The following is a 20,453-nucleotide window of genomic DNA, read 5'->3' on the forward strand; positions in this document are numbered from 1 at the left end:
TGGTCCTCGGGATTGCACATGCCCGGGGCGGCCTGCTTGGCCATCACCGCTTCGAGCACCGCGCGGGCTTCGGGGGTCAACCAACCTTCGGCCTTGCTCATCCCGTCGCGCTGTTGCGGGCCGATGCGGAAGCTGCGCCGACGCGCCCGATCAGCGTCGGACAGTTCGCCGTCTTGGTCGAGCAGCATCGCCAGCCGCTCGGCGGCCTCGCGCAGTTCCTCGGGTTTGAGCCCGCCGGCCAGTGAGGCGAGTTGGGCTTCGGCGGCCTCACGCTCGTCGAAGGTGACGAAGCTGGGCAGTTGATCGAAGAACCGCCGGATGATGCGCACATGCTCGGCGCCGATTTCGCCGCGGGTCTGTGCGGCGGCGGTGCCCGCCAGCACTGGCTCCAACACCTCTCCGGACAATGTGTGTCGCGGCGCGAGATCGGCGGCTTCCCGGACTCGTCGCTGCGCTTCGGATTTTCGAGATCCGCAACAGCGTGCTCAATGCCGCGCCCACACTGGGCTCACCTAGCTCGGCCACCGGAGCCTCGGCCAGCCCTGCGACCAGCCGGTGCCCGATGACGGCTTGGCTGCGCACAAATGTCTCCCACCGCGCGGTCAGCGCGCAGCGCTCGGCGGTGCTCAACCCGTCGAACGACTCGACCGCCAGATCGGCAAGCTCAGCAGCCATCGCCGCCATCCGCTTACCGATCCGCTCAAACTCCACACACCGAACACTAGTTCGAGTCACCGACAAATTCCGACGCCAGACCGCCTGAAACCAAAGTGACACAAGTGAATTGAGGGCCTCAGCCCCAGGCTCGCGAGTCTTCCGTTGGGCCCTGTGAAACACGTGGTTCACTCACCTACTGGGCAGCAGCTCGTTATCGCTCTACTACGCAAGTTCGCCGCGTCTTATACCGACGTTAATCGAGTAGTCGACTACTCTATTCGGCGCCCGCGTGCCAGAGCACCATTCGTCCGTGTCTCGAGTGTTCTTCAACCATTCCAGCTGTGATGCTGTCGAGGCGCTGGCGTTGCAATCGTGGCTTGAGCGGCGACGCAAGCGCCCCACGCCGCCCGCCGGCTCCACTCGTGGCGGGCCGCTGGCGCACTCAGGAGCGAGCGTATGAGCGCGGACAACGATTTTTGGGACGATCTTCTCTCGCATATTCGGGAGCAGCGACTTGTGCCGGTCGTCGGACCTGAATTGAACGTCGTCGATCTGGGGGGCACCGAACAGACCCTGACCACCCTGATCGGCGAGCGCCTCGTCGAGAAGCACAGCCTGACCGTGCCACCTGGTGTAACGACCATGGGCGAAGCGGTGGCCGCCTTCCTGCGCGAGCGCGGCCAGTTTGAGGCCGACCGGCTCTATCGCGATATCAACAACATCATCGTGAAGTTGGATCCGGAGCCTGGCGACGCGCTACGCAACCTCGCGACTATCGACGACTTGCGCCTCTTCGTCGCTACCACGCCCGACCGATTGCTCGCGAAGGCAGTCAACGAGGTCCGGTTCCACGGCCGACAGACTGCGCGCGAAATCGCGTTCTCCCCGGCACAGTCCACCAGCGAACAGTCGCGCAATGCGGCCGCGGCTGCGTCAACCGAAACCGTCGTGCTCAATCTGTTTGGCCGGTCGGCATCCACTCCGCAATATGCGATTCACGAGGAGGACCGGCTGGAGTGGATTCATGCGTTACTGAGCGACACGGCGAATCTTCCCGACTGGCTCGACCATCAGCTTAAGGACTGCCCGTTATTGTTCATCGGCTGCGAGGTACCCGATTGGATCGGCCGATTCCTGCTACGCATGTCAACAAACGGTCGGCTGTCTGTTGAGCAAAAGCAGTTCTTCTTCGCCGGGTGCTCATCGCTGTACGAACCGTCACTGTCGAACTTCTTCGAAACATACTGCCGCAAGACGCAGGTCCAACAATTGGACGTGTCTCCGACCGAGTTCGTCGCGGAGCTGCGTGCGCGTTGGGAGCAGGAATCTGCGCCGAGGAAGGCTTCCGTGGGTCACGCCATTCGGCCTGCCAGTTCGGACACGCCGACGATCTTTATCAGCTATATGCGTGAGGACGCAGACGCTGCGCGACGGATTTGCGACGCTATTCGAGGTCTCGGCGGGGACGTTTGGCTGGACGAGCGACGGTTGCTCCCCGGAGACGACTGGCAAGCCGAGATTCTGGCTGCGATACGCCGCAACATTCGCTTGTTCGTTCCGATCATCTCGGCGAACACCGAGCGGGTGGAGGAGGGCTATGTTTTCCAGGAATGGTACGAAGCGGTCGAACGATCGCGCCGCATTCCAGGTCGCCGATTCATCGTTCCAGTAATAGTCGACGACGACTACTTGGGCGACCCGAGCAAGTACCACCGGATGCGGAATAGCTTCGGACACTTGCACTTCGGTCGCGCACCTGCCGGGGCTCCGGACGACGACCTGCACGCTGCTCTGAAGGCCGAAATCCGTGCCATGCGACGCACCGACGATGCAGCATGACGCTCACGACGGCAGCACCGCAACTCGACAGTGAGAACCCTTGGCCGGGGCTCGAGCCGTTCGAAGAAAGCGCGCACGCGTTCTTCTTCGGACGCAGCGATGAAGCGTCGTCGTTACTTGCCCACGTACTCGATACTCCGGTCACCGTGTTGTATGGGCGTTCCGGCCTTGGCAAGACATCCCTTCTGCGAGCGGGCCTCTTCCCGTTGCTGCGCGATCGTCGTCTGCTGCCGGTGTATGTGCGCTTGGAACTCAAACCTGGCGCGGCGCCACTGTCTCGACAGCTACAACAATCGGTTCGTAAGGCGATTCTTGCGGAGGTGCCTGATGTCGTCCTGCCCTCCGATGACGAATCTTTGTGGGAATCCCTGCATCGCAAGGATTTTGAACTTTGGAGTACGCAGAATTATCTGCTCACCCCTGTGATTGTTATCGACCAGTTCGAGGAGATCTTCACGCTCGGTGAGCGGGTTCCAGATCTGGTGGAAACCTTTAGGGACGAGCTCGGTGACTTGGCCGAGAACCGAATCCCAGCCGGACTGGCCGCGCGCATCGACAAGAACGAGGCAGTGGTTGAACAGTTCGATTTGCGGTCGCGCAAGTACAAGTTGTTGATCACCCTGCGAGAGGATTTTCTTCCCGCGCTCGAGGAATGGTGCGGATTGATTCCCGCCCTGGGACGCTCGCGGCTACGGCTGCATCGCTTGCGCGCAAGCAATGCACTCGACGCGGTGCATGAACCAGCGGCACACCTGATCACGGAGGCGCTTGCGCGCCGGGTGGTTAGCATCATTGCGGGCAAGGACCTTCAACCCGGCCGCGACACCGCGGACGCCGACGGCGACTCGCCGAGTGACGAGCTGGGGAACGCAGACGTAGAGCCAGCACTGCTCAGCTTGTTCTGCCGCGAACTCAACCAGGAGCGGAAGCGGCGCAAGCAGGCGCATTTCGACGAGCAGTTGGTCGAGGATGCCAATCGACGCACTCTGTCCAACTACTACTCCTCGTGCGTGAGCGATCTGGCGCCCGGCGTGGCACGGTTCATCGAGTCCGAGCTGATCACCGAGAAGGGGTTCCGCGACCGCTACATTCGCGAGGATGCGATACCGACGTACCTTACCGAGGAGGAGCTCGACCATCTGATTCAGTCGCGGCTACTTCGGCTCGAGGACCGTTACGGTGCGCAATGGATCGAACTCACGCACGATGTGCTCACGGGCGTCGTCCGCGAACACCGCGATGAGCGACGCGCAGAAGAGGATAAGGCGGCGCTGGCGGCTCGCGCGGAGAAACTCGAGGCAGAAAAACAACACCAGCAGGCCAAACTCCACAAGGCGAAGAAACGCACTCGCGTCCTTGCAACCGCGTTGGCGCTCACGGTCGTCGTCAGTCTTGTCGCTGCGATTTTGGGCCTGTTCGCGTACAAAGCCCAACAGAGCGCAGAGGAGGCTCAAGGCCTCGCGCAGGACCACTTGCGCGCCGCGACCGCGCAAAAGCTGATCGCGCAGGCGCAAGGCGTCCTGAACGGCGACGAGCCAGGCGAGGACACACAGGCTTTCCAGGAGATCCTGGCCGCACGCGCCCTCAGCCCCACGGACGAAGGGTCGTTGTACACCGCGGTGGCACAGCGCGCCAGCACGGTCAAGATCATCAACGGGCACGACGGCCTTGTGAACGGCGCGGTGTTCAGTTCGGACGGGAACCGCCTCGCATCGGCGGGCGACGACCACACTGTGCGGCTGTGGAACGCCGACAGCGGGCAGCAGGTCGGCGAACCCCTGACGGGCCACTCTGACATGGTCGAGTCTGTGGCATTCAGTCCGACCGGGGATCGTCTCGCGTCGACTAGCGACGACGGCACGGTGCGGTTGTGGAACGCCGAGAACGGTCAGCAGATCGGCGAACCCCTCAGGGGCCACACCGGCACGGTGTGGCGTGTGGCGTTCAGCCCAGACGGCCGTCGCCTCGCCTCGACTGGCGAGGACGAAACTGTGCGGCTGTGGAACGCCGACAACGGTCAGCAGATCGGCGAACCCCTCGCCGGCCACACCGGCATGGTTTTCGGTGTGGCGTTCAGCCCGGACGGGCACCGCCTCGCCACAGGCAGCGTGGATAAGACGGTTCGGCTGTGGGATGCGCGCACTGGCCAGCCGATCGGCGCCCCCTTCAAAGCCCCTGCCCTCGCGTTCGGCGTCGTGTTCAGTCCCGACGGGCACCAGTTGGCGTCATCTCACTGGGACGGCGCAGTGCGCCTGTGGGATACACGCACTGGCCGGCCAATCGGCGCCCCCTTAGAAGGCCACACCGCTGCCGTGAGTGATGTGGCGTTCAGTCCCGACGGGCGGCACCTGGCATCGGCCAGCTGGGACAGCACGGTGCGGCTATGGGATGTGCGAACCGGTCATCCGATCGGCAACCCCTTTGAAGGCCACGCCGGCGCGGTGACCAGTGTGGTGTTCAGTCCCGACGGGCACCGCCTGGCGTCAGCCAGCTGGGACAGCACGGTGCGGTTGTGGGACCTCGACACCGATGTTCCCCTCATCGGCAACACCGGCGCGGTGACCGATCTGGCATTCAGTCCCGACGGCCGCCGACTCGCGACGGCCGGCTCGGAGGGCATCGTACGACTGTGGCATGCCGACACCGGTGAGCTGATCGGCGAGCCCCTTGGACACATCGACGACGTGACCGATCTGGCGTTTAGTCCCGACAGCCACCGCCTCGCCACGGTGAGCTCAGAGGACATGGTGCAGCTATGGCATCCCGACACCGGACGGCCCGCGGGGGAGCCACTTCGCCACACCGGCGACGTGACAGATGTGGTGTTCAGTCCCGACGGACAACACCTCGCGTCGGCAAGTTGGGACGGCACGGTGATGTTGTGGGATCCCAATACCGGCATGGCGATCGGCGACCCCCTCGGTCACACCGACACGGTGTACGGCCTGGACTTCAGTCCCGACGGCGACCGCCTCGCCACAGACAGTGGCGATCACACAGTGCGGTTGTGGGACCCCGACACGGGCCGACCGATTGGCGATCCCCTCAAAGGCCTCACTAACACTGTGACCGATGTGGTGTTCAGTCCAGACGGAGACCGCCTTGCCACGACGAGTTCGGACAACATGGTGCGGTTGTGGGACGGCGATTCAGGGGAGCCGATCGGCGATCCCCTCGACCACACCGAAGAGGTGAGCAGTGTGGTGTTCAGTCCGGACGGAGACCGCCTCGTCACGGCGAGTTTCGACAACATGGTGCGGTTGTGGGACGGCGATACCGGGAAGCCGATCGGCGACGCGTTAGAAGCCAACGCTGGCACAACAGTTGACGTGGTGTTCAGTCCGGACGGGCACCGCCTCGCGACAACGAGTTGGGAAAACAAGGTACGGCTGTGGAGCCCCGAGACTGGCCAGCCGATCGGCGACCCCCTCGAAGGCCACGCCGGCACCGTGTGGCGTGTGGCGTTTAGTCCGGATGGTGACCGCCTCGCAACCGCCAGCGGTGATCACACAGTGCGGCTGTGGGACCCCGACACGGGCGAATCGGTCGGGGCCCCCCTCAAAGGCCACACGGACGAAGTGACCGACGTGGTGTTCGCCCCGGACGGGCGCCGTCTCGCCTCGGCCAGCAATGACGGCTCGGTGCGGTTGTGGCCAGCCGAGGCATCACCGGACATGTTGTGCGACAAACTGACCGCCAACATGACCCGTGAGCAGTGGCGCGAGTGGGTGTCGCCCGACATCGGTTACATCACGCTGTGCGAGGGACTTCCGATCCCAGCTGATGGTTCAAACTGAAAGGATCCGGTGAAGACGAGGAGACACAGTGCTTCCCGTCGAACACCGACAAATAGACCGTCATCACAAACCTGAAATCAAGTGACACAAGTGAATTGAGATGTCAGATCCGTGCGACGCGGAATACCTTCACTTCGTCGCTGACGCCCTTGAGACGGCGTGTGCCCGCCGACGTCCAGTCGAACCCTGGCGCGTTCGCGACCGCATCGCGCGCCGACTCGGCCGCCAACACCGTCCCCGGCCGCGCAGCGCCGGTCACCCGGCTCGCCAGGTTCACCGGGCTTCCGAACCAGTCGCCCGCGCGCGTGACGGCGCAGCCGGACGCGACACCGATCCGCAGGCGAGGCAACCCGTTGGCCGCCGCAGCGTCGGCGAGATCGAGCATGGCCGCCAACAACGGGGCAGCCTCGAAGGACACGAGCATCACCGCGTCGCCGATCGACTTGACGAACCGAACCGGCGCGAACGCGACATCGTGCGCGAGGTCGGCCAGCCGACTGGCGACGTGTTCGAGTTCCTCGGCCGGCAGCGCTTCGCCGAGTCGGGTGAATCCGGCAAGGTCGGCGAACGCGACGGTCACCGGCCGCGCGCCGGGAAGTGTGCCTGCGGCCCGTTCGGCGGCCGTCACGGCCTCCATCTCGAACGAATTTCGCAGCACCATTCGTATCAGGTCCTCCATCAACGGACCCAGCGACGGAGCCGCCCGACGCGCCAGCTGCTCGGATCCCTCGGCAAGCTCGATCTCCGTCGACCCTGGCCGCAGAATGGTTTTCAGCGCAGCCTCACGCATGATCGCCGCGGCGTGACCAAGGCTCTCCACGAGCACCCGCATGACGGCAACTGCGTCCGCTGGCTGCATGCCCAGATCGAGAAACATCGTCGCTCGCGCCGCGGCCTCACCATCCGCGCGCAACAACACCGCCGCGTCGGGATCATGGATGCAGGGCAGACCGACAGCACGTTGCAGGCGCTGCAACAGGTCCAATTCGACCCCGGTCGATTCGCAGACCTCGCGCGCGGAGACGTAGTCCCCGTCGTCGCCGAGCACTCGGTAAGCGGGCAGCATCAACGGCGCGGCCACCGACGCGCGAATGTGCTCGAGCTTGAAATCGCGGTCCAGCAGCCAGGCGATCAGCTCCGCGCGTTCTCGGCGCGCGTCCCCCTCGAGGCCGTCGAGCAGGCCCAACGCTTCGATATCGACGTCTTCGGCCATGGCGCCAACACTATTCCTCGACTGCGGGGCGAGCGCGGAAAAGCTTCACTTCGCCCTTGACGCCCTTGAGGTGCCGCGCTCCTGCGAAGGACCAATCGATTCCCTCGGCGGATGCGATTGCGACGCGGGCAGATTCGGACACCAGCACCGCCCCCGGTCGAGCCGCACCTGTGATCCGACTTGCCAAATTCACTGGGCTGCCGAACCAGTCGCCTGCCCGGCTGACGGCGGACCCCGCCGCGATCCCGACACGCAGCCGGGGAAAGTCGTCGTACTTCTCCGCAGCCGCACCTAGAGCCAGGGCCGTGCGCAGTAACGCCACCGGATCGGTGCTGACGAACATCACCGCGTCGCCAATCGCCTTGATGAACCGCACCGGTGGCACGACGACGTCGCGGGCGAGGTTGGACAGTCTGCTGGCGAGCGTTTCCAGCTCCTCTGGTGGCACCGCTTCGCCGAGGCGGGTGAAGCCAACCAGGTCGGCGAATGCCACGCTGATGTTGCGCGCCCCAGGGACCGTGCCTGCTGCCCGTTCGGCGGCGTTGACGGCCTCGGTCTCCAATGTGTGCCGCAATTGGACGCGCAGCATGTCCTCACACAGCGGGCCGAGTAGCGGTGAAAACTGCTGCACCACAGCCTCATACGCCTGCGCGAGCTCAAGCTCCGTGGCGCCGGGCTGGATGACCGCCTCAAGCACGACCTGACGCATCACCTCGGCGGCCTGAGCCAGCCCGTGCCCCAACACACGCGACACGGAGATCACCTGCTCGCGGCCCAGTCCCATGTCGAGGAAGACCTTGGCGTTGGCCGCGGCCTGGCTGTCGGCCCGCAGATGAACAACCGCATCGGGGTCGTCGGCCCTCGGCAGGCCCATCGCGCTCTGGATCGCCTCGAGCAGCTCGAGGTCGATTCCGGTTTCTTCGCAGATCTGCCGGGCAGACACATAGACGCCGTCATCTCCGACGATGCGGCCGGCCGGCAACAGCATCGGTGACACCTCGCCGCGGATCTGCTCGACCGTGAAGCCCCTGCTGAGCAGCCAGTCGATGAGCTCGGCCCGCTCGGCCCTCGCCTGGCCATCGAGCCCGTCGAGCAGCCCCGCCGCCTCGATCTTGACGTCATCGGCCACGGGCTCAACGTATACCGGTAGCGCTGTTGTATATAGCAATTATGCGGCGGTGGACTCTCGGCATCGCGCTGGCACTCGCAGTGGTGGTGGCGCTCACGACGAGCGGCTATTACCTGGTGAATTCGCGATCGTTCCAGTTGGCCGGCCGACTGGTGGAGCGGATCGACACCACCGAGAAGATCGTCGCCTTGACCCTTGACGACGGACCCGGCCCTTTGGCGCCCGATGTACTGCAGATACTTGCCGAGGCCGGCGTTCAGGCGACCTTCTATCTGAACGGCCGAGACTTGGCCGCCCACCCGGACTCCGGCAGGGCGATCGCAGCGGCGGGCCACGAGATCGGGAACCACACCTACTCACACCGGCGGATGGTGTTCGTATCACCGGACACGGTTGCGGAGGAGGTGCAACGGACCGACGACGAGATCCGCAGGACTGGATACGGAGGGCCGATCACCTTCCGCCCGCCGTACGGTAAGAAGCTGTGGACGTTGCCGAAGTATCTGGCCGATCACGACCGCACGACCGTGACCTGGGACGTTGAACCTGATTCCGCTAACGATGCGAGCGCCGACCAGATCGTCGCAGAGACGGTCGACGCGGTGCGTCCGGGTTCGATCATCCTGTTGCACGTGATGTACGAGGGCCGGGCCGCATCGCGGGCGGCGATCCCGCGCATCGTCGCCGCGCTGCGCTCGGACGGCTACCGCTTTGTCACTGTCTCCGATCTGATTGCACTATGACGTCGCCGCTGTTGCACGGCTTCCCGCCGATCATCGGCGAGGGTGCACGGGTGTTGATTCTCGGCAATATGCCCAGTGTGATGTCGCTGGCCGCCGCGCAGTACTACGGGAATCCGCGCAACGCGTTCTGGCGGATCATGGGTGTTCTCTTCGGGTTCGACGCAGCGGCTCCCTACGACGTGCGGACGTCGGCGTTGCGGTCACACGGCGTTGCGGTATGGGATGTGCTGCGGTCGTGCCGGCGCGTCGGCAGCCTGGATTCTGCGGTGGAGTCAAATAGCATGGCGCCCAACGATTTCCAGAAATTCTTCGATACTCACCCGACGATCCAGCGGGTCATATTCAACGGCGCTGCGGCGGAGAAGAACTTCAACCGCTTGGTCCGCGTCAGTACGGATCTGCGTCTTGTACGCCTGCCCTCGACCAGCCCGGCGCAAACCATGCGCTTCGAGGACAAACTGGCGGCGTGGCGGGTCATCGCCGATTCATGAGATCGGCGGGCGGCGGTGCGCCCACGGCCGCGCCTTCTCGAGCTGGCCGGCCAACGACAGCAGCGTCGCCTCGTCGAATGGCCTGCCTACCAACTGGATCGACGTCGGCACACCGGTGGCGTCCAGGTCCCACGGCACCACCGCCGCCGGCTGACCAGTCACGTTGAACAACGCCTGGAACGGCACGCGCGCAGCCACCAGCGTCAGCGTCGACAACGCGCCGCGCTTTTGGTACGCCCCGATTCGCGAAGGGCCTGTCGCGGTGCCGGGCGTGATGACCACGTCGACATCGTCGTAGATCGTCTGGATCCGTTCGGCCACTTGGCTTTCCGCAGCCCTGATCGCCGTCATCCGCCGCTCCGAGACCATGCCGCCGATCCTGGCAAAGCCGCGGGTACGAGCATCGAGGCGCTCCGGATGCGGAAGTACTTGCACGTCGTCGTACACCCCGCGGAAGTAACGAGCCAGCGCGTGTGCGACCGCGTTGGGAGGGTAGTCGGGGTCGCGCTCGATCACCTCGTGTCCGAGCTCGCGCAGCAGCGCCCCGGCCTCATCGAAGGCCGCCCGCTGCGCCTTGCCCATACGGGCCATCAGCGGTGGAGGGACCTTGGCGCTCAACGCAATTCGGAGCTGTCCGGGCTCGCGCGAGGCCGCCCCGACGAAACCACCGTCCGTAGTGGTCACGTCGAGGAACAGCGCGGCGTCCTCAACGGTCCTTGCTATCGGACCGTTCACGCTCAGCCCGTTCCACGCGTCGTCGTGTGGCGCCAGCGGTACACGGTCGCGCTGAGGCTTCACCCCGAACAGACCGCACCACGTCGACGGGATACGGATCGAGCCCATGCCGTCGGAACCCAGCGCCATCGACGCCAGCCCAGCCGCAACGGCTGCACCGCTGCCACCACTGCTGCCGCCAGGCGTGTAGTCGGTGTTCCATGGGTTACGCGTCGCACCGAATGTCACCGTCTCGGTGAACGACCAGATCATCATCTCCGGCACCGCGGTCTTGCCGAGGATTACTGCGCCCGCCTCGCGCAGCCGACGCACCACTTCGGCGTCCTGTGTGGCAGCCGGCCCGTGGGCGGCGGTGCCGTAAGTGGTGACCTCGCCGGCGACGTCGACGTCGTCCTTGATCGCGATCGGCACACCGAGCAGCGGCAACCGCTCCCCCGCGTTCAGCCGGTCCTGCGCGACGCCCGCTTCCTGACGTGCGGAGTCGGCGAGCACGACGCGGTATGACCGCAGTTCGCGATCGAGCCGGGCGATGCGGTCGAGGTACAGCTCGAGAAGCTCCGGGGCGGTGATGCGGCCAGCGGCCAGCATGCGTGCCTGCTCGGCGGCGCCGGTCAGGGCGAGGTCACGAGGATCCACGGCCGCAGCGTAACGGCTCACCCGCCGTGTCTGGCGGCGTATTCACCTGGCGTACAGCCGAGCATGGTGCGGAAGTCGTTGATGAAGTGCGCTTGGTCGTACCAGCCGAGGCGGACTGCCAGGTCGGCGAAGTCGACGCCGGGACGGCTTTCGATCTCGAGTGCGGCCTGCTGCAGGCGATAGCGGCACAACACCCATTTGACCGGGACGCCGACATAGCGACGGAATACACGCTGGGTGGTGCGTGCGCTCCACGGCGAATGCGCCATGACCTGCTCGACGCGATGCAGCCGCTCGTCGTCGCGAATCCGGTCGACAAGGCTCGTGAGCGACACGTACGTCGGGTCAAGTTCGGTAGGGCCCGCGGCGATGAGCTCGTCCAACTGCGCGGCTGCGGCATCGACGTCATCGTCGAGATAGATTGGCCCACTGAACAACTCGTCGTCGACCGGCCTCACCCGTCCGGTCATCGCGGCGGCGTCTCGGTCGAACCGCGCGGCGAACGCTCCGGGCCGCAACCGTGCGCCGACGACCGCCCCGCGCTCGCTGATCGTCGTGCGGAACACTCGCTCCACCACCCCGTGCACCAGCGTGTTCGGCAGCGCAAAGCCATGACGCGGGCCGTCGTCGCCCCACTCGTGCGTGATGTGCATCGAGGGGAACGTGATGACGGTGCTGTCGAACGGGCCCTGCTCGCGCAGATCCCAGCGCACCGACCAAAAGTGCTCGACGAACGGGGCCGCCGCGTCCGACGGCGCCCACCGGTCGAGGTCGTACGCCGACGTGCTGGCGGCCCGCCCGACGACACCGCGCACGGGCGCTGTTTGTGTCGCGTTTTTCCAGGCGCCCATGAGAACCAGGCTACGAAACCGTGCGCTAGTCGATCCGGATGACGTACGTGCCGTCCGCGTCGCGCTCGACCTGCCGATCACTCGTGTTCACCCAGACGATCGGGTCGCCTGGGGTGCCGAGGAATGCGTTCGTCATCGCGCCGCCCGGCTGCAGATAGACGCTCCACTCCTCACTCGGCGAGAAGATGGTGAGCACCTCTTCGCCGGATGCGCGACGAATCGAAAGCATGTGCGCGTTTTCGTCGGCTATCGCTGCGTCGTCCTCTTCGGGCTCATCGGCGAGTTCATCGTCAAGGTCTAGGTCGTCATGCACGCGGCTCAGCGTAGTCAGGCGGGCGGACATGTCGCGTTTTTCCAAGCGTGCGCCTGCAAGCGGCTACGAAACTGACGGGCATGAGCGTCAAACCAATTCCGGCGGGTTACACCAGCCTGACCCCGTTCCTGTGCATCGACGGCGCCGCGGCCGCGATCGACTTCTACGTTTCGGTGTTCGACGCCAAGCTCGTCGAACGGATGGATGGCCCCGGTGGCACGGTCGCGCACGCCGAATTGGACTTCGGCAACGGTCGCCTCCAACTCGGCGATCCCGCGGAGGCGTACCAGATCGCCGCCCCCGATCCGGGGGCTCCCGCCACCCACTCCGTCGCGCTGTACTGCGAGGACGTCGACACGGTGGTCGCCATGGCCGAGCAGGCCGGCGCCACCATCCGTGAACCCGCGCAGACATTCGTCACCGGCGACCGGTTCGCGTCGATCCTCGATCCGTTCGGCCAGCGCTGGACGGTGATGACCCGTGTCGAGGACGTCTCCGCCGAAGAACGCGACCGCCGAATGGCGGAGTGGGCGAAGGACAACGTCGGCAGCTGAGCCGCTAACGTGGCGGGATGTCCTGTGTGTTCTGCGCAATTGTGGCCGCCGAGGCTCCGGCGATCCGGATCTACGAGGACGACGACTACCTGGCCATCCTCGACATCCGGCCGTTCACCCGCGGCCACACACTGGTCATCCCCAAGCGTCACACCGTCGACCTGACCGACACGCCACCGGAAACGGTGGTGGGGTTGGTCAAGATCGGGCACCGCATCGCGCGGGCGGCTCGGCAATCCGGGCTGCACGCCGACGGCAACAACGTCGTCATCAACGACGGCAAGGCCGCCTTCCAGAGCGTGTTTCACATCCACTTGCATGTGCTGCCGCGGCATGACGGCGACAAGCTGTCTTTCGCCAAGGGCATGCTGTTGCGCCGCGATCCGGACCGGGAGGAATCGGGTCGGCTGTTGCGCGAAGCGCTGGCGCAGCTCGACGCCGCTCAGCAAGACTGAACAGCATGAGTATGCCAATGTGGGAGAAGTACATCGGCCTTCCGCTCTTGATGCTTCACGACAAGATCTACAAAGGCACCGAAGGACGGATCGGGCACAAGATACCGGGCGCGCCACCGGCCCTGCTCCTGCACACCACGGGCGCCAAGACCGGGCTGCAGCGCACGAATTCTCTGACCTACGCCAAAGACGGCGATGCTTATCTCGTCGTCGCGTCCAAGGGGGGCGACCCCAAGGCGCCGGGCTGGTATCACAACCTGAAGGCCAACCCAGACGTCGAGGTCAACGTGGGGCCAAAGCGATTCCGCGTAACGGCAAGGCCGGTGCTGCCCGACGATCCGGACTATCAGCGGATGTGGGACATCGTCAACAAGAACAACGCCAACCGCTACGCGAATTACCAGAAGAGGACGTCGCGGCCGATTCCCGTTGTCGAACTACGGGCCAGCGGCTGACGCCCTAGAACAGTTCCTTGGCCAGCAGTTCCAGCGTGATGGCGCGGTCCTGCGCCGACGCTGGATCTGTGCCGCGGTGCGCCGATGCGACGGGGTTGACCATCACCTCGTCCACGTCGAATTCGGCAGCAAGGGCACGCACCTGCTCGGCAGCCTCGGTGGGCGACCCGACAACCGCGCGCTGCAGCCCGGACTCGACCACCCTCTGCGCCTGCGGACTGAGCTCCGTCTGTTCGGCGTCCTCGACGAGGTCGAGTGCGCCGAGCGGCTGACCGGTCCGCAGCCGCGCCATCATCTGCAAGTTCGGCAGCATCAAAGCCATTGCCTGGTCATGTGTTTCGGCGACGACTGCGTTGACGGTCAAGAACGTCACCGGCTCGGGGGCCAGGTCGCTTGGCCTGAACTCGGAGCGATAGGTCGCCAGCGCCTCAGCGGTGCCCTGACCGGAGAAGTGGTGCGCGAAGACGTATGGCAAGCCCTTGGCCGCTGCCAGATGCGCCGAGTACATCGACGAGCCGAGCAGCCACAGCTTCGGTTCCGTCACCGCGGAAGGAGTTGCCTTCAGGACGTAGTTCTCGCGCATCAGGTCGCGCGGTAGCGGCACCCGTACGCCTCTGGCGCTCATCAGTGCGACGACGTCATCGAGATACTGCGGGAACGCCTCGATGTCGCGGTCATCGCGGCCGGCTGCGCCGCGTAGCGCCATCGAGGTCACCGGGTCGGAGCCGGGCGCGCGGCCGATGCCAAGGTCGATCCGCCCAGGATGTGCGGCCTCCAACAGCGCGAACTGCTCAGCGACGGCCAGCGGTGCGTGGTTGGGCAGCATCACGCCGCCGGAGCCCAGCCGCAACTGCGTCGTCTGTGCGGCGAGATGCGCGATGATCACCGGCGGGCTGGTAGCGGCGACGGCAGGCATGTTGTGATGTTCGGCGATCCAGTAGCGGGTGTAGCCGAGGCGGTCGGCCGTCTGCGCCAGGTGCGTTGTCGCCGCCAGCGCATCTGACGTCGACTGATCGGTGCGCACGGGGACAAGGTCGAGTACGGAAAGACGCATTTCATCCTCAACGCTGCACTACCGCGATGGCTTCCCGCCGAGCGGGGTGGCTTACATAGCTAACACATAAGTTGCAGACAGGCTCGTCCTACATGCCCTGCCTAGCTTGGTTGGATCATGGACCCCGACTACGCGTGGATCATCGACGAAGAGCGACGCATCGACGATGCCACCGAGAAGTGGACCGGCCCCGCACTGACCGGCCTTGCCGTCATTCTCGTTGCCGTCATGGCGATCGTCTGGATGATTTGAGGCGATCAGTGCGTCGGCGTCGCACCCGTTGGCTGCTCCTGCAGCAGTCGCTGAATAGGCCGCAGGGCCCGTTCGACGCTGATTACGCGCATGGCCAGTTCGCGGGCCCACGCCAGGAGCCGGCTCCGCCGGAACATCAGGCTGGCCAACCGGCGTGAATTGTCCTGCGCTGCCTCTACGCGGGGGCGTTGTGCGCGTTCATACGCACGCAACACGTCGGCGAGCCGCGCCCTGTTGGCGTCCTGCAGCATGCGGTGCAGTACCCATGCGGATTCCATCGCCATGCCAGCGCCGATCCCCGCAGTCGGCAGGAATCCGGCCGCAGCGTCGCCGAGCAGCACCGTGTGCCCGGTGGTCCAGGCCGGCGCGCGGCAGTCGGTGAGCGACCAGTAGTACGGATCGGGATCCTCGGCAACCGCTTTCATCGCGCACTCCAGGCGCGGATTGATGGACGTAAGCCCGCGCTGCATGCGCTCGACGAAGGCGGCGGGGCCGGCTGCAGTGTCGGTACGAGGGCCACCGAGGAACACGCCGAGCGACCCCGCCACTGGATACATTGCTACGAAAGACCCTGCGCCCCAAAGCTCTTCGCCAAGGTCCGTGTGGTCGTCCAGGGGCGCCCACACGACCCAGCCGCCCCATTTGGTATCGACCAGCTCAACAGGTCGTCCGCCAAGCACCAAATCCCGTGTGGTGGAGTGAATTCCATCGGCGATGATGACGACATCGAAATCCAGCCGGTTCGGCACCCCTGCCAGGCGCACTTTCGCGGCGCCGGATTCCTCGACAAGCTCGGTCACGGTGGTCTCGAATGCGACCTCACACCCGTCACCGGTCAACACGTCGAGCAGCTCGCCGCGCGCGATGCCCCGATAGTCGCCGTAGCGGGCCATGATGCTGGCCATCGAGTCCACCCGCAGCATGCGGCCGGTGTGGCCATGTACCGCGTACCGTTCGAGCGAGACGCTGGCGGCGCAATAGGCCTCGCGTACCCCGAGGCCGTCGAGCGCGGCGTCCACAAGTGGCATCAGCGCGAGCATGTAGCCGGGCGCGGATCCACCACCGGCACACTCGACCAGCACCGGATGCCGCCCGCTGCGACGCAGCAGCTGCGCGACGGTTACACCGGCGATTCCAGCCCCGACCACAAGCACCCGCAGATCGTCGGCGACGGTTTGTTCGTACTGCTTTTCGACACTTGTCGGCGTGAGCATGGCGCCAGGTTACCATTCTGTGTACCACCCAGTCCACACATGTTAAGATGAGCACGTGTCAGGCCGGATCAATCGCATGCCGTCCGAGCGCAGACGCCGTCTGGTGGAGATTGCCTCGGCCGAATTTGCTTCGGAGGGTTACGAACACGCGTCGCTGAACCGCGTCATCGACGCGTGCGGAATGAGCAAGAGTTCGTTCTACTATTTCCTGCCGTCGAAGGCCGAGCTCTTTGATTTCGTGGTGCGTGAATTAATTGATGAGGTCGCTTCGAATATCACCATTCCCGACGCTGGTGAGTTTATTGGCCGTGGCTTCTGGCCCCGGCTCGAGGAGTTCTTTTCCGGCCTCGTGCGGGCCTCACAGCAGCAGGACGCATTTCTCACGCTGGGCCGGATGTTCTACAGCGAGGCGCCCGACGCCGCGGCAACGTCAGTCAGCGGCACATTGGCGGTCGTGCGGACATGGGTCGAGGGCGTTCTGCGGGTCGGCCGCCAGTCGGGTGCGGTGCGCGACGATCTGCCGGACACGTTGCAGTACGGACTGGTCTTCGGGATCCTTCAGGTCTTCGACCAGTGGACGGTCGAGCACTACCAGGACTTCGCGCCCGCCGATCTCCGTGGGCTTGCCCAGGCACAGTTCGCGACGATCCGGCGGGTACTGGAGCCCTAACGGATCTCGGCGGCTCGGCGAAAGATGTCGTCGAGCATCTGCGGGGTGAGCTTGCCGGTGAACGTGTTCTGTTGGCTCGGGTGGTAACAACCGATCAGCGTCACCTCACCGCGAGGGGTGCTCAGCGCCGCCGTCGCGCCGTGCCCGAATTGCGGTGCGGGCGAACCGATTGTGCCGCCAGCGGACCGGATCATCTGCAGTGCGGCGCGCCACGCGAACGCGCCAAGGGCGATGATCACCCTCACCTGCGCCCCCGTCAGCTGCCACTCGGCGTCCAGCCACGGCGCACATGTCGCGCGCTCAGCCGGTGTCGGCGCATTCCCCGGTGGAGCGCAGCGAACCGCCGCGACGACCCGAGTGTCGTTGAGCGCCAGCCCATCAGCAGCATCGACGCATACCGCTTGATTGGCCAGGCCGGTGCGGTGCATTGCCGCGAACAGGAAGTCGCCAGAGCGGTCACCGGTGAACACCCGCCCGGTGCGGTTGCCGCCGTGCGCGGCGGGTGCCAAGCCGACGACCATCACGCGAGGCCGCGGCGCACCCCAGCCCGGTATGGGCCTGCCCCAGTACGGCTGGTCGGCGAACGACTTCCGCTTGACGATGGCGACCTCTTCGCGCCACTCGACGAGCCGGGGGCAGGCACGGCACATCGACACCTCTGCTTCGAGCTCCTCAACTGTCTTCACCGCCGCCGCCATCGACTCGACCTGGGCTGCCGTCGCCGCCACCGCGGTGCGCGCAGTGGCGGGGTCACCCGGCCAGCCAGAACCGGGCGGCACCGGCGAGTCGAACAGCGCACCGGTACGTGGATGGGGCAACTTCACATAACCACTGTGCCCGCGGCGGAAAATTCAGCGCCGGTTGGGCCCGGCCGCTGTTAGATTCGGCCGCGATACCCATGACGAATGGCAAGCGCGGCCCTCTGTTCTTGATACTGTTCGCCGCGCTGATGGCCGGCGCCGGAAACGGCATCTCGATGGTCGCTTTTCCCTGGCTTGTGTTGCAGCGCAACGGTTCTGCTCTGGATGCCTCGATCGTGGCGATGGCGGGCACATTACCGCTGCTGGCAGCAACGCTGATCGCGGGTGCTGCGGTGGATTACCTGGGGCGACGACGCGTCTCGATGATCTCCGACGCATTATCCGCGTTGTCGGTGGCCGCCGTCCCTCTGTTGGCGCTCACGTTCGGCGTGGACGCAATCAACGTCGCGGTGCTCGCCGGCCTTGCCGCGCTCGGCGCGCTGTTCGACCCGGCCGGGATGACGGCCCGCGAAACGATGCTGCCCGAAGCGGCCACCCGCGCGGGCTGGACACTGGATCACGCCAACAGCGTCTACGAGGCGATCTTCAATCTGGCCTACATCGTCGGACCCGGTATCGGCGGGCTGCTGATCGCGACGCTGGGAGGCATCAACACGATGTGGGTGACGGCGTCGGCATTCGGCTTGTCGATCGTCGTGATCGCGCTGCTGCGCCTCGAAGGCGCCGGCAAGCCCGACCGCACGTCGCTGCCGACGGGCGTATGGGCGGGAATCGTCGAAGGCCTGCGCTTCGTCTGGAACAACAAGGTGCTGCGAACACTGGCATTCGTCGACCTGGCGGCCACCGGTCTGTACATGCCGATGGAAAGCGTGCTCTTTCCGAAGTACTTCACCGACCGCAACCAGCCGGCACAGCTGGGCTGGGTGTTGGTGGCGTTGAGCATCGGGGGGTTGGTGGGCGCGCTGGGTTATGCGCTGCTGTCGAAGTATTCGAGCCGGCGGGCGATCATGCTGACGGCGGTGCTGACGCTCGGGGTCGCGACGACGATCATCGCGTTCCTGCCGCCATTGCCGTTGATCCTCGTGCTGTGCGCGGTTGTCGGACTGGTCTACGGGCCGATGGCGCCGATCTACAACTACGTCATGCAGACCCGTGCGCCGCAGCATCTGCGGGGCCGGGTGGTCGGGGTGATGGGGTCGCTGGCCTACGCCGCAGGACCGCTCGGCTTGATCGTGGCCGGTCCGCTGGCCGACGCCGCGGGATTGCATGCGACGTTCTTGGCCCTGTCGCTGCCGATGCTGCTGCTGGGCATCGTCGCGATTTTCCTGCCGGCATTGCGCGATCTGGACAGTGTGCCTGCGCAGGACGGCGCGCCACGCTAATCCAGCGGCTCAGCCCTCCGGGTGACTCCAGGCGCGTAGATGCTCTGCGATCTTGCCGAGATCCGCCAGTGCACCGGTGGCAACCCGGATGACGAATTCGAAGCGTTCGTCCTCGGAGGCACTGATCCACTGATCGTTGATGGCAAGGAACGTGCGGCACGCCGTCCAGGCAAGTCGCTTGTTTCCGTCGACCAGTGCATGGTTTCGCGCCACGGAGTGCAGCAGCGCGGCGGACTTGAGGTGCAGATCCGGGTAGGCATCTTCGCCGAACACCGACGCGCGCGGCCGCGCCAGCGCTGATTCAAGCAAGCCGTAATCCGCGACCGCGACGTCCGCACCGACACCCTCGCGGGCAATATCGAGCAAGTCGTCGAGATCAAGGTACTCCGTCATGCGTCCTTGAGGCGCTCCAAAACCCCGGCCTCTTCGCGCACCACCCGCTGCAGCGCCGCGGCAACCTTGGCCTTGTGCGTACGCCGTGCGATGTATTCGTCGATGGCCGACAGGGCGACGGCCTGCATAGACCGCCCTTCGGCGGCGGCCTGCCGGCGCAGCGCTTCGGTCTGCTGATCACTGGTGCGCAGCGTCATACCCATGACGGCATGATACCTGATTGATACCACGACAGTAGTCGGCGGTGGCTCCCAGGATCGTTTCGGCGCCCGTCGCGATGGTCAGCGCAGGAACACTATGCAAAGTGCCAATCGGAATAAGGAGCCTGCCCGCCGAGTCGCTGCGGCCGAACCGACGACTCACGACATTAGAACGACGACGCCAGCACTTTCTTGGCCGCGCGCTTCTCGGCATTGCGGGCCTCGCGCTCCAGCCGACGCTGTTTGGCTTCTTCGAACTTCACGCAGGTCTCCGTGAGCTCCTCGACGAGCAGTCCAAGGTCGTCGCGCATCCTTGCAGCCTCGCCGGTGAAGTCGCCACGCTCGAAGATGCGCCACTTCTTGAGCACCGGCATCACGACATCGTCGAGGTGGATGCGCGGATCGTAGACACCGCCGACCGCGATGATTACGGCCTTGCGGCGGAAGTCCGGAACGGTGTACCCGGGCATCTTGAAGTTGCGCAACACATGGTGCAGCGACGCCATCGCCTGGTTGGGGGCGATCTCGAAGCCCGCCTCGGAGACATCCCGGTAGAAGATCATGTGCAGGTTCTCATCGGCCGAAACCCGTTGCAGCAGTTGATCGGCGACCGTTTCCTGGCAGGCCTTGCCGGTGTTGCGGTGCGACACCCGCGTGGC

22 protein-coding genes are annotated in these 20,453 nt (G+C 65.4%); 10 read left to right on the forward strand and 12 right to left on the reverse strand.

Going from position 1 to position 20,453, the window contains the following annotated elements; translation table 11 throughout:
* Nucleotides 1-407: DUF222 domain-containing protein (locus VFH65_RS21765; RefSeq protein ID WP_353324135.1), on the reverse strand; the 407-nt coding region annotated here is incomplete at its 3' end.
* Between the two features lie 706 nt (nucleotides 408-1,113).
* Here VFH65_RS21765 and VFH65_RS21770 point away from each other — a divergent pair.
* Together VFH65_RS21770 and VFH65_RS21775 are read left to right on the forward strand one after the other, a co-directional pair.
* Nucleotides 1,114-2,496, forward strand: coding sequence for a toll/interleukin-1 receptor domain-containing protein (locus VFH65_RS21770; RefSeq protein WP_353324136.1), 1,383 nt, complete (start codon nucleotides 1,114-1,116; stop codon nucleotides 2,494-2,496).
* Nucleotides 2,493-6,293: a hypothetical protein gene (locus VFH65_RS21775; protein WP_353324138.1), complete on the forward strand. Its 3,801-nt coding sequence runs from the start codon at nucleotides 2,493-2,495 to the stop codon at nucleotides 6,291-6,293. Before VFH65_RS21770 ends, VFH65_RS21775 begins: the two co-directional genes overlap by 4 nt.
* 103 nt (nucleotides 6,294-6,396) lie before the next feature.
* Here the strand turns inward: VFH65_RS21775 and VFH65_RS21780 are convergent, their stop codons facing one another.
* Both VFH65_RS21780 and VFH65_RS21785 read right to left on the reverse strand, forming a co-directional pair.
* Entirely contained in the window at nucleotides 6,397-7,506 is a 1,110-nt protein-coding gene (locus VFH65_RS21780; RefSeq protein WP_353324140.1) for an adenylate/guanylate cyclase domain-containing protein, read from the reverse strand.
* 10 nt (nucleotides 7,507-7,516) lie between these two features.
* Entirely contained in the window at nucleotides 7,517-8,635 is a 1,119-nt protein-coding gene (locus tag VFH65_RS21785) for an adenylate/guanylate cyclase domain-containing protein (RefSeq protein WP_353324142.1), read from the reverse strand.
* 41 nt (nucleotides 8,636-8,676) lie between these two features.
* Here VFH65_RS21785 and VFH65_RS21790 point away from each other — a divergent pair, with 41 nt between their 5' ends.
* Nucleotides 8,677-9,378 carry a polysaccharide deacetylase family protein gene (locus tag VFH65_RS21790; RefSeq protein WP_353324143.1) on the forward strand — a complete coding sequence of 234 codons (702 nt, stop codon included), beginning with the start codon at nucleotides 8,677-8,679 and terminating at the stop codon, nucleotides 9,376-9,378.
* Complete coding sequence (locus VFH65_RS21795) at nucleotides 9,375-9,869, forward strand: DNA-deoxyinosine glycosylase (protein WP_353324144.1); 495 nt, start codon at nucleotides 9,375-9,377, stop codon at nucleotides 9,867-9,869. Before VFH65_RS21790 ends, VFH65_RS21795 begins: the two co-directional genes overlap by 4 nt.
* Here VFH65_RS21795 and VFH65_RS21800 read toward each other — a convergent pair.
* Genes VFH65_RS21800 through VFH65_RS21810 form a run of 3 tightly spaced genes read right to left on the reverse strand, consistent with a single transcriptional unit; the run spans nucleotide 9,864 to nucleotide 12,404 of the window.
* Nucleotides 9,864-11,240: an amidase gene (locus tag VFH65_RS21800; protein WP_353324146.1), complete on the reverse strand. Its 1,377-nt coding sequence runs from the start codon at nucleotides 11,238-11,240 to the stop codon at nucleotides 9,864-9,866. The two genes, VFH65_RS21795 and VFH65_RS21800, sit on opposite strands and share 6 nt — an antisense overlap.
* Before the next feature lie 17 nt (nucleotides 11,241-11,257).
* On the reverse strand, nucleotides 11,258-12,091 hold the full coding sequence (locus VFH65_RS21805) for an AraC family transcriptional regulator (protein WP_353324147.1): 834 nt from the start codon (nucleotides 12,089-12,091) through the stop codon (nucleotides 11,258-11,260).
* A gap of 25 nt (nucleotides 12,092-12,116) precedes the next feature.
* Nucleotides 12,117-12,404: a hypothetical protein gene (locus tag VFH65_RS21810; protein ID WP_353324149.1), complete on the reverse strand. Its 288-nt coding sequence runs from the start codon at nucleotides 12,402-12,404 to the stop codon at nucleotides 12,117-12,119.
* 80 nt (nucleotides 12,405-12,484) lie between these two features.
* Here VFH65_RS21810 and VFH65_RS21815 point away from each other — a divergent pair, with 80 nt between their 5' ends.
* The 3 genes from VFH65_RS21815 to VFH65_RS21825 are packed head-to-tail and all read left to right on the forward strand — an operon-like array spanning nucleotide 12,485 to nucleotide 13,868.
* Nucleotides 12,485-12,958, forward strand: a complete 474-nt coding sequence (locus tag VFH65_RS21815) for a VOC family protein (protein ID WP_353324150.1) — start codon at nucleotides 12,485-12,487, stop codon at nucleotides 12,956-12,958.
* 17 nt (nucleotides 12,959-12,975) lie between these two features.
* Nucleotides 12,976-13,413, forward strand: coding sequence for an HIT family protein (locus tag VFH65_RS21820; protein WP_353324151.1), 438 nt, complete (start codon nucleotides 12,976-12,978; stop codon nucleotides 13,411-13,413).
* A 5-nt stretch (nucleotides 13,414-13,418) separates the two neighbouring features.
* Nucleotides 13,419-13,868: a nitroreductase family deazaflavin-dependent oxidoreductase gene (locus tag VFH65_RS21825; protein ID WP_353324152.1), complete on the forward strand. Its 450-nt coding sequence runs from the start codon at nucleotides 13,419-13,421 to the stop codon at nucleotides 13,866-13,868.
* Nucleotides 13,869-13,872: 4 nt separating this feature from the next.
* Here the strand turns inward: VFH65_RS21825 and VFH65_RS21830 are convergent, their stop codons facing one another.
* The gene (locus VFH65_RS21830; RefSeq protein ID WP_353324154.1) at nucleotides 13,873-14,922 is read right to left on the reverse strand and encodes an LLM class flavin-dependent oxidoreductase; all 1,050 of its coding nucleotides are present in this window, start codon (nucleotides 14,920-14,922) and stop codon (nucleotides 13,873-13,875) included.
* Between the two features lie 117 nt (nucleotides 14,923-15,039).
* On the opposite strand from VFH65_RS21830, the gene VFH65_RS21835 reads away from it, so the two are divergent.
* On the forward strand, nucleotides 15,040-15,174 hold the full coding sequence (locus VFH65_RS21835) for a hypothetical protein (RefSeq protein WP_353324155.1): 135 nt from the start codon (nucleotides 15,040-15,042) through the stop codon (nucleotides 15,172-15,174).
* A gap of 5 nt (nucleotides 15,175-15,179) precedes the next feature.
* Here the strand turns inward: VFH65_RS21835 and VFH65_RS21840 are convergent, their stop codons facing one another.
* Entirely contained in the window at nucleotides 15,180-16,388 is a 1,209-nt protein-coding gene (locus VFH65_RS21840; RefSeq protein ID WP_353324156.1) for an FAD-dependent oxidoreductase, read from the reverse strand.
* Between the two features lie 76 nt (nucleotides 16,389-16,464).
* Between VFH65_RS21840 and VFH65_RS21845 the strand changes: the two genes are divergently transcribed.
* Nucleotides 16,465-17,058, forward strand: a complete 594-nt coding sequence (locus VFH65_RS21845; protein WP_353324157.1) for a TetR/AcrR family transcriptional regulator — start codon at nucleotides 16,465-16,467, stop codon at nucleotides 17,056-17,058.
* Here the strand turns inward: VFH65_RS21845 and VFH65_RS21850 are convergent.
* Nucleotides 17,055-17,882: a uracil-DNA glycosylase gene (locus VFH65_RS21850; protein ID WP_353324158.1), complete on the reverse strand. Its 828-nt coding sequence runs from the start codon at nucleotides 17,880-17,882 to the stop codon at nucleotides 17,055-17,057. The two genes, VFH65_RS21845 and VFH65_RS21850, sit on opposite strands and share 4 nt — an antisense overlap.
* A gap of 74 nt (nucleotides 17,883-17,956) precedes the next feature.
* On the opposite strand from VFH65_RS21850, the gene VFH65_RS21855 reads away from it, so the two are divergent.
* Nucleotides 17,957-19,201, forward strand: coding sequence for an MFS transporter (locus VFH65_RS21855; RefSeq protein WP_353324159.1), 1,245 nt, complete (start codon nucleotides 17,957-17,959; stop codon nucleotides 19,199-19,201).
* Nucleotides 19,202-19,210: 9 nt separating this feature from the next.
* Here VFH65_RS21855 and VFH65_RS21860 read toward each other — a convergent pair whose 3' ends face one another.
* From VFH65_RS21860 to VFH65_RS21870, 3 genes are all read right to left on the reverse strand, one after another.
* Nucleotides 19,211-19,594: a type II toxin-antitoxin system death-on-curing family toxin gene (locus VFH65_RS21860; protein ID WP_353324160.1), complete on the reverse strand. Its 384-nt coding sequence runs from the start codon at nucleotides 19,592-19,594 to the stop codon at nucleotides 19,211-19,213.
* Nucleotides 19,591-19,797 (reverse strand): CopG family transcriptional regulator, encoded by a 207-nt coding sequence (locus VFH65_RS21865; protein WP_353324162.1) that lies wholly within the window; start codon nucleotides 19,795-19,797, stop codon nucleotides 19,591-19,593. Before VFH65_RS21865 ends, VFH65_RS21860 begins: the two co-directional genes overlap by 4 nt.
* 164 nt (nucleotides 19,798-19,961) lie before the next feature.
* Nucleotides 19,962-20,453: acyl-ACP desaturase (locus tag VFH65_RS21870; RefSeq protein WP_353324163.1), on the reverse strand; the 492-nt coding region annotated here is incomplete at its 5' end.

Source organism: Mycobacterium sp., assembly GCF_035697385.1.
Lineage (GTDB): Bacteria > Actinomycetota > Actinomycetes > Mycobacteriales > Mycobacteriaceae > Mycobacterium.

What these genes read in the sequence shown, in the direction of transcription:
- VFH65_RS21815 (WP_353324150.1), top strand. Translation starts at nt 12,485, where the DNA reads ATGAGCGTCAAACCAATTCCGGCGGGTTACACCAGCCTGACCCCGTTC.
- VFH65_RS21865 (WP_353324162.1), bottom strand. Translation starts at nt 19,797, where the DNA reads ATGGGTATGACGCTGCGCACCAGTGATCAGCAGACCGAAGCGCTGCGC.
- VFH65_RS21820 (WP_353324151.1), top strand. Translation starts at nt 12,976, where the DNA reads ATGTCCTGTGTGTTCTGCGCAATTGTGGCCGCCGAGGCTCCGGCGATC.
- VFH65_RS21855 (WP_353324159.1), top strand. Translation starts at nt 17,957, where the DNA reads ATGACGAATGGCAAGCGCGGCCCTCTGTTCTTGATACTGTTCGCCGCG.
- VFH65_RS21795 (WP_353324144.1), top strand. Translation starts at nt 9,375, where the DNA reads ATGACGTCGCCGCTGTTGCACGGCTTCCCGCCGATCATCGGCGAGGGT.
- VFH65_RS21775 (WP_353324138.1), top strand. Translation starts at nt 2,493, where the DNA reads ATGACGCTCACGACGGCAGCACCGCAACTCGACAGTGAGAACCCTTGG.
- VFH65_RS21805 (WP_353324147.1), bottom strand. Translation starts at nt 12,091, where the DNA reads ATGGGCGCCTGGAAAAACGCGACACAAACAGCGCCCGTGCGCGGTGTC.
- VFH65_RS21830 (WP_353324154.1), bottom strand. Translation starts at nt 14,922, where the DNA reads ATGCGTCTTTCCGTACTCGACCTTGTCCCCGTGCGCACCGATCAGTCG.
- VFH65_RS21790 (WP_353324143.1), top strand. Translation starts at nt 8,677, where the DNA reads ATGCGGCGGTGGACTCTCGGCATCGCGCTGGCACTCGCAGTGGTGGTG.
- VFH65_RS21770 (WP_353324136.1), top strand. Translation starts at nt 1,114, where the DNA reads ATGAGCGCGGACAACGATTTTTGGGACGATCTTCTCTCGCATATTCGG.
- VFH65_RS21825 (WP_353324152.1), top strand. Translation starts at nt 13,419, where the DNA reads ATGAGTATGCCAATGTGGGAGAAGTACATCGGCCTTCCGCTCTTGATG.
- VFH65_RS21860 (WP_353324160.1), bottom strand. Translation starts at nt 19,594, where the DNA reads ATGACGGAGTACCTTGATCTCGACGACTTGCTCGATATTGCCCGCGAG.
- VFH65_RS21780 (WP_353324140.1), bottom strand. Translation starts at nt 7,506, where the DNA reads ATGGCCGAAGACGTCGATATCGAAGCGTTGGGCCTGCTCGACGGCCTC.
- VFH65_RS21840 (WP_353324156.1), bottom strand. Translation starts at nt 16,388, where the DNA reads ATGCTCACGCCGACAAGTGTCGAAAAGCAGTACGAACAAACCGTCGCC.
- VFH65_RS21845 (WP_353324157.1), top strand. Translation starts at nt 16,465, where the DNA reads ATGCCGTCCGAGCGCAGACGCCGTCTGGTGGAGATTGCCTCGGCCGAA.
- VFH65_RS21835 (WP_353324155.1), top strand. Translation starts at nt 15,040, where the DNA reads ATGGACCCCGACTACGCGTGGATCATCGACGAAGAGCGACGCATCGAC.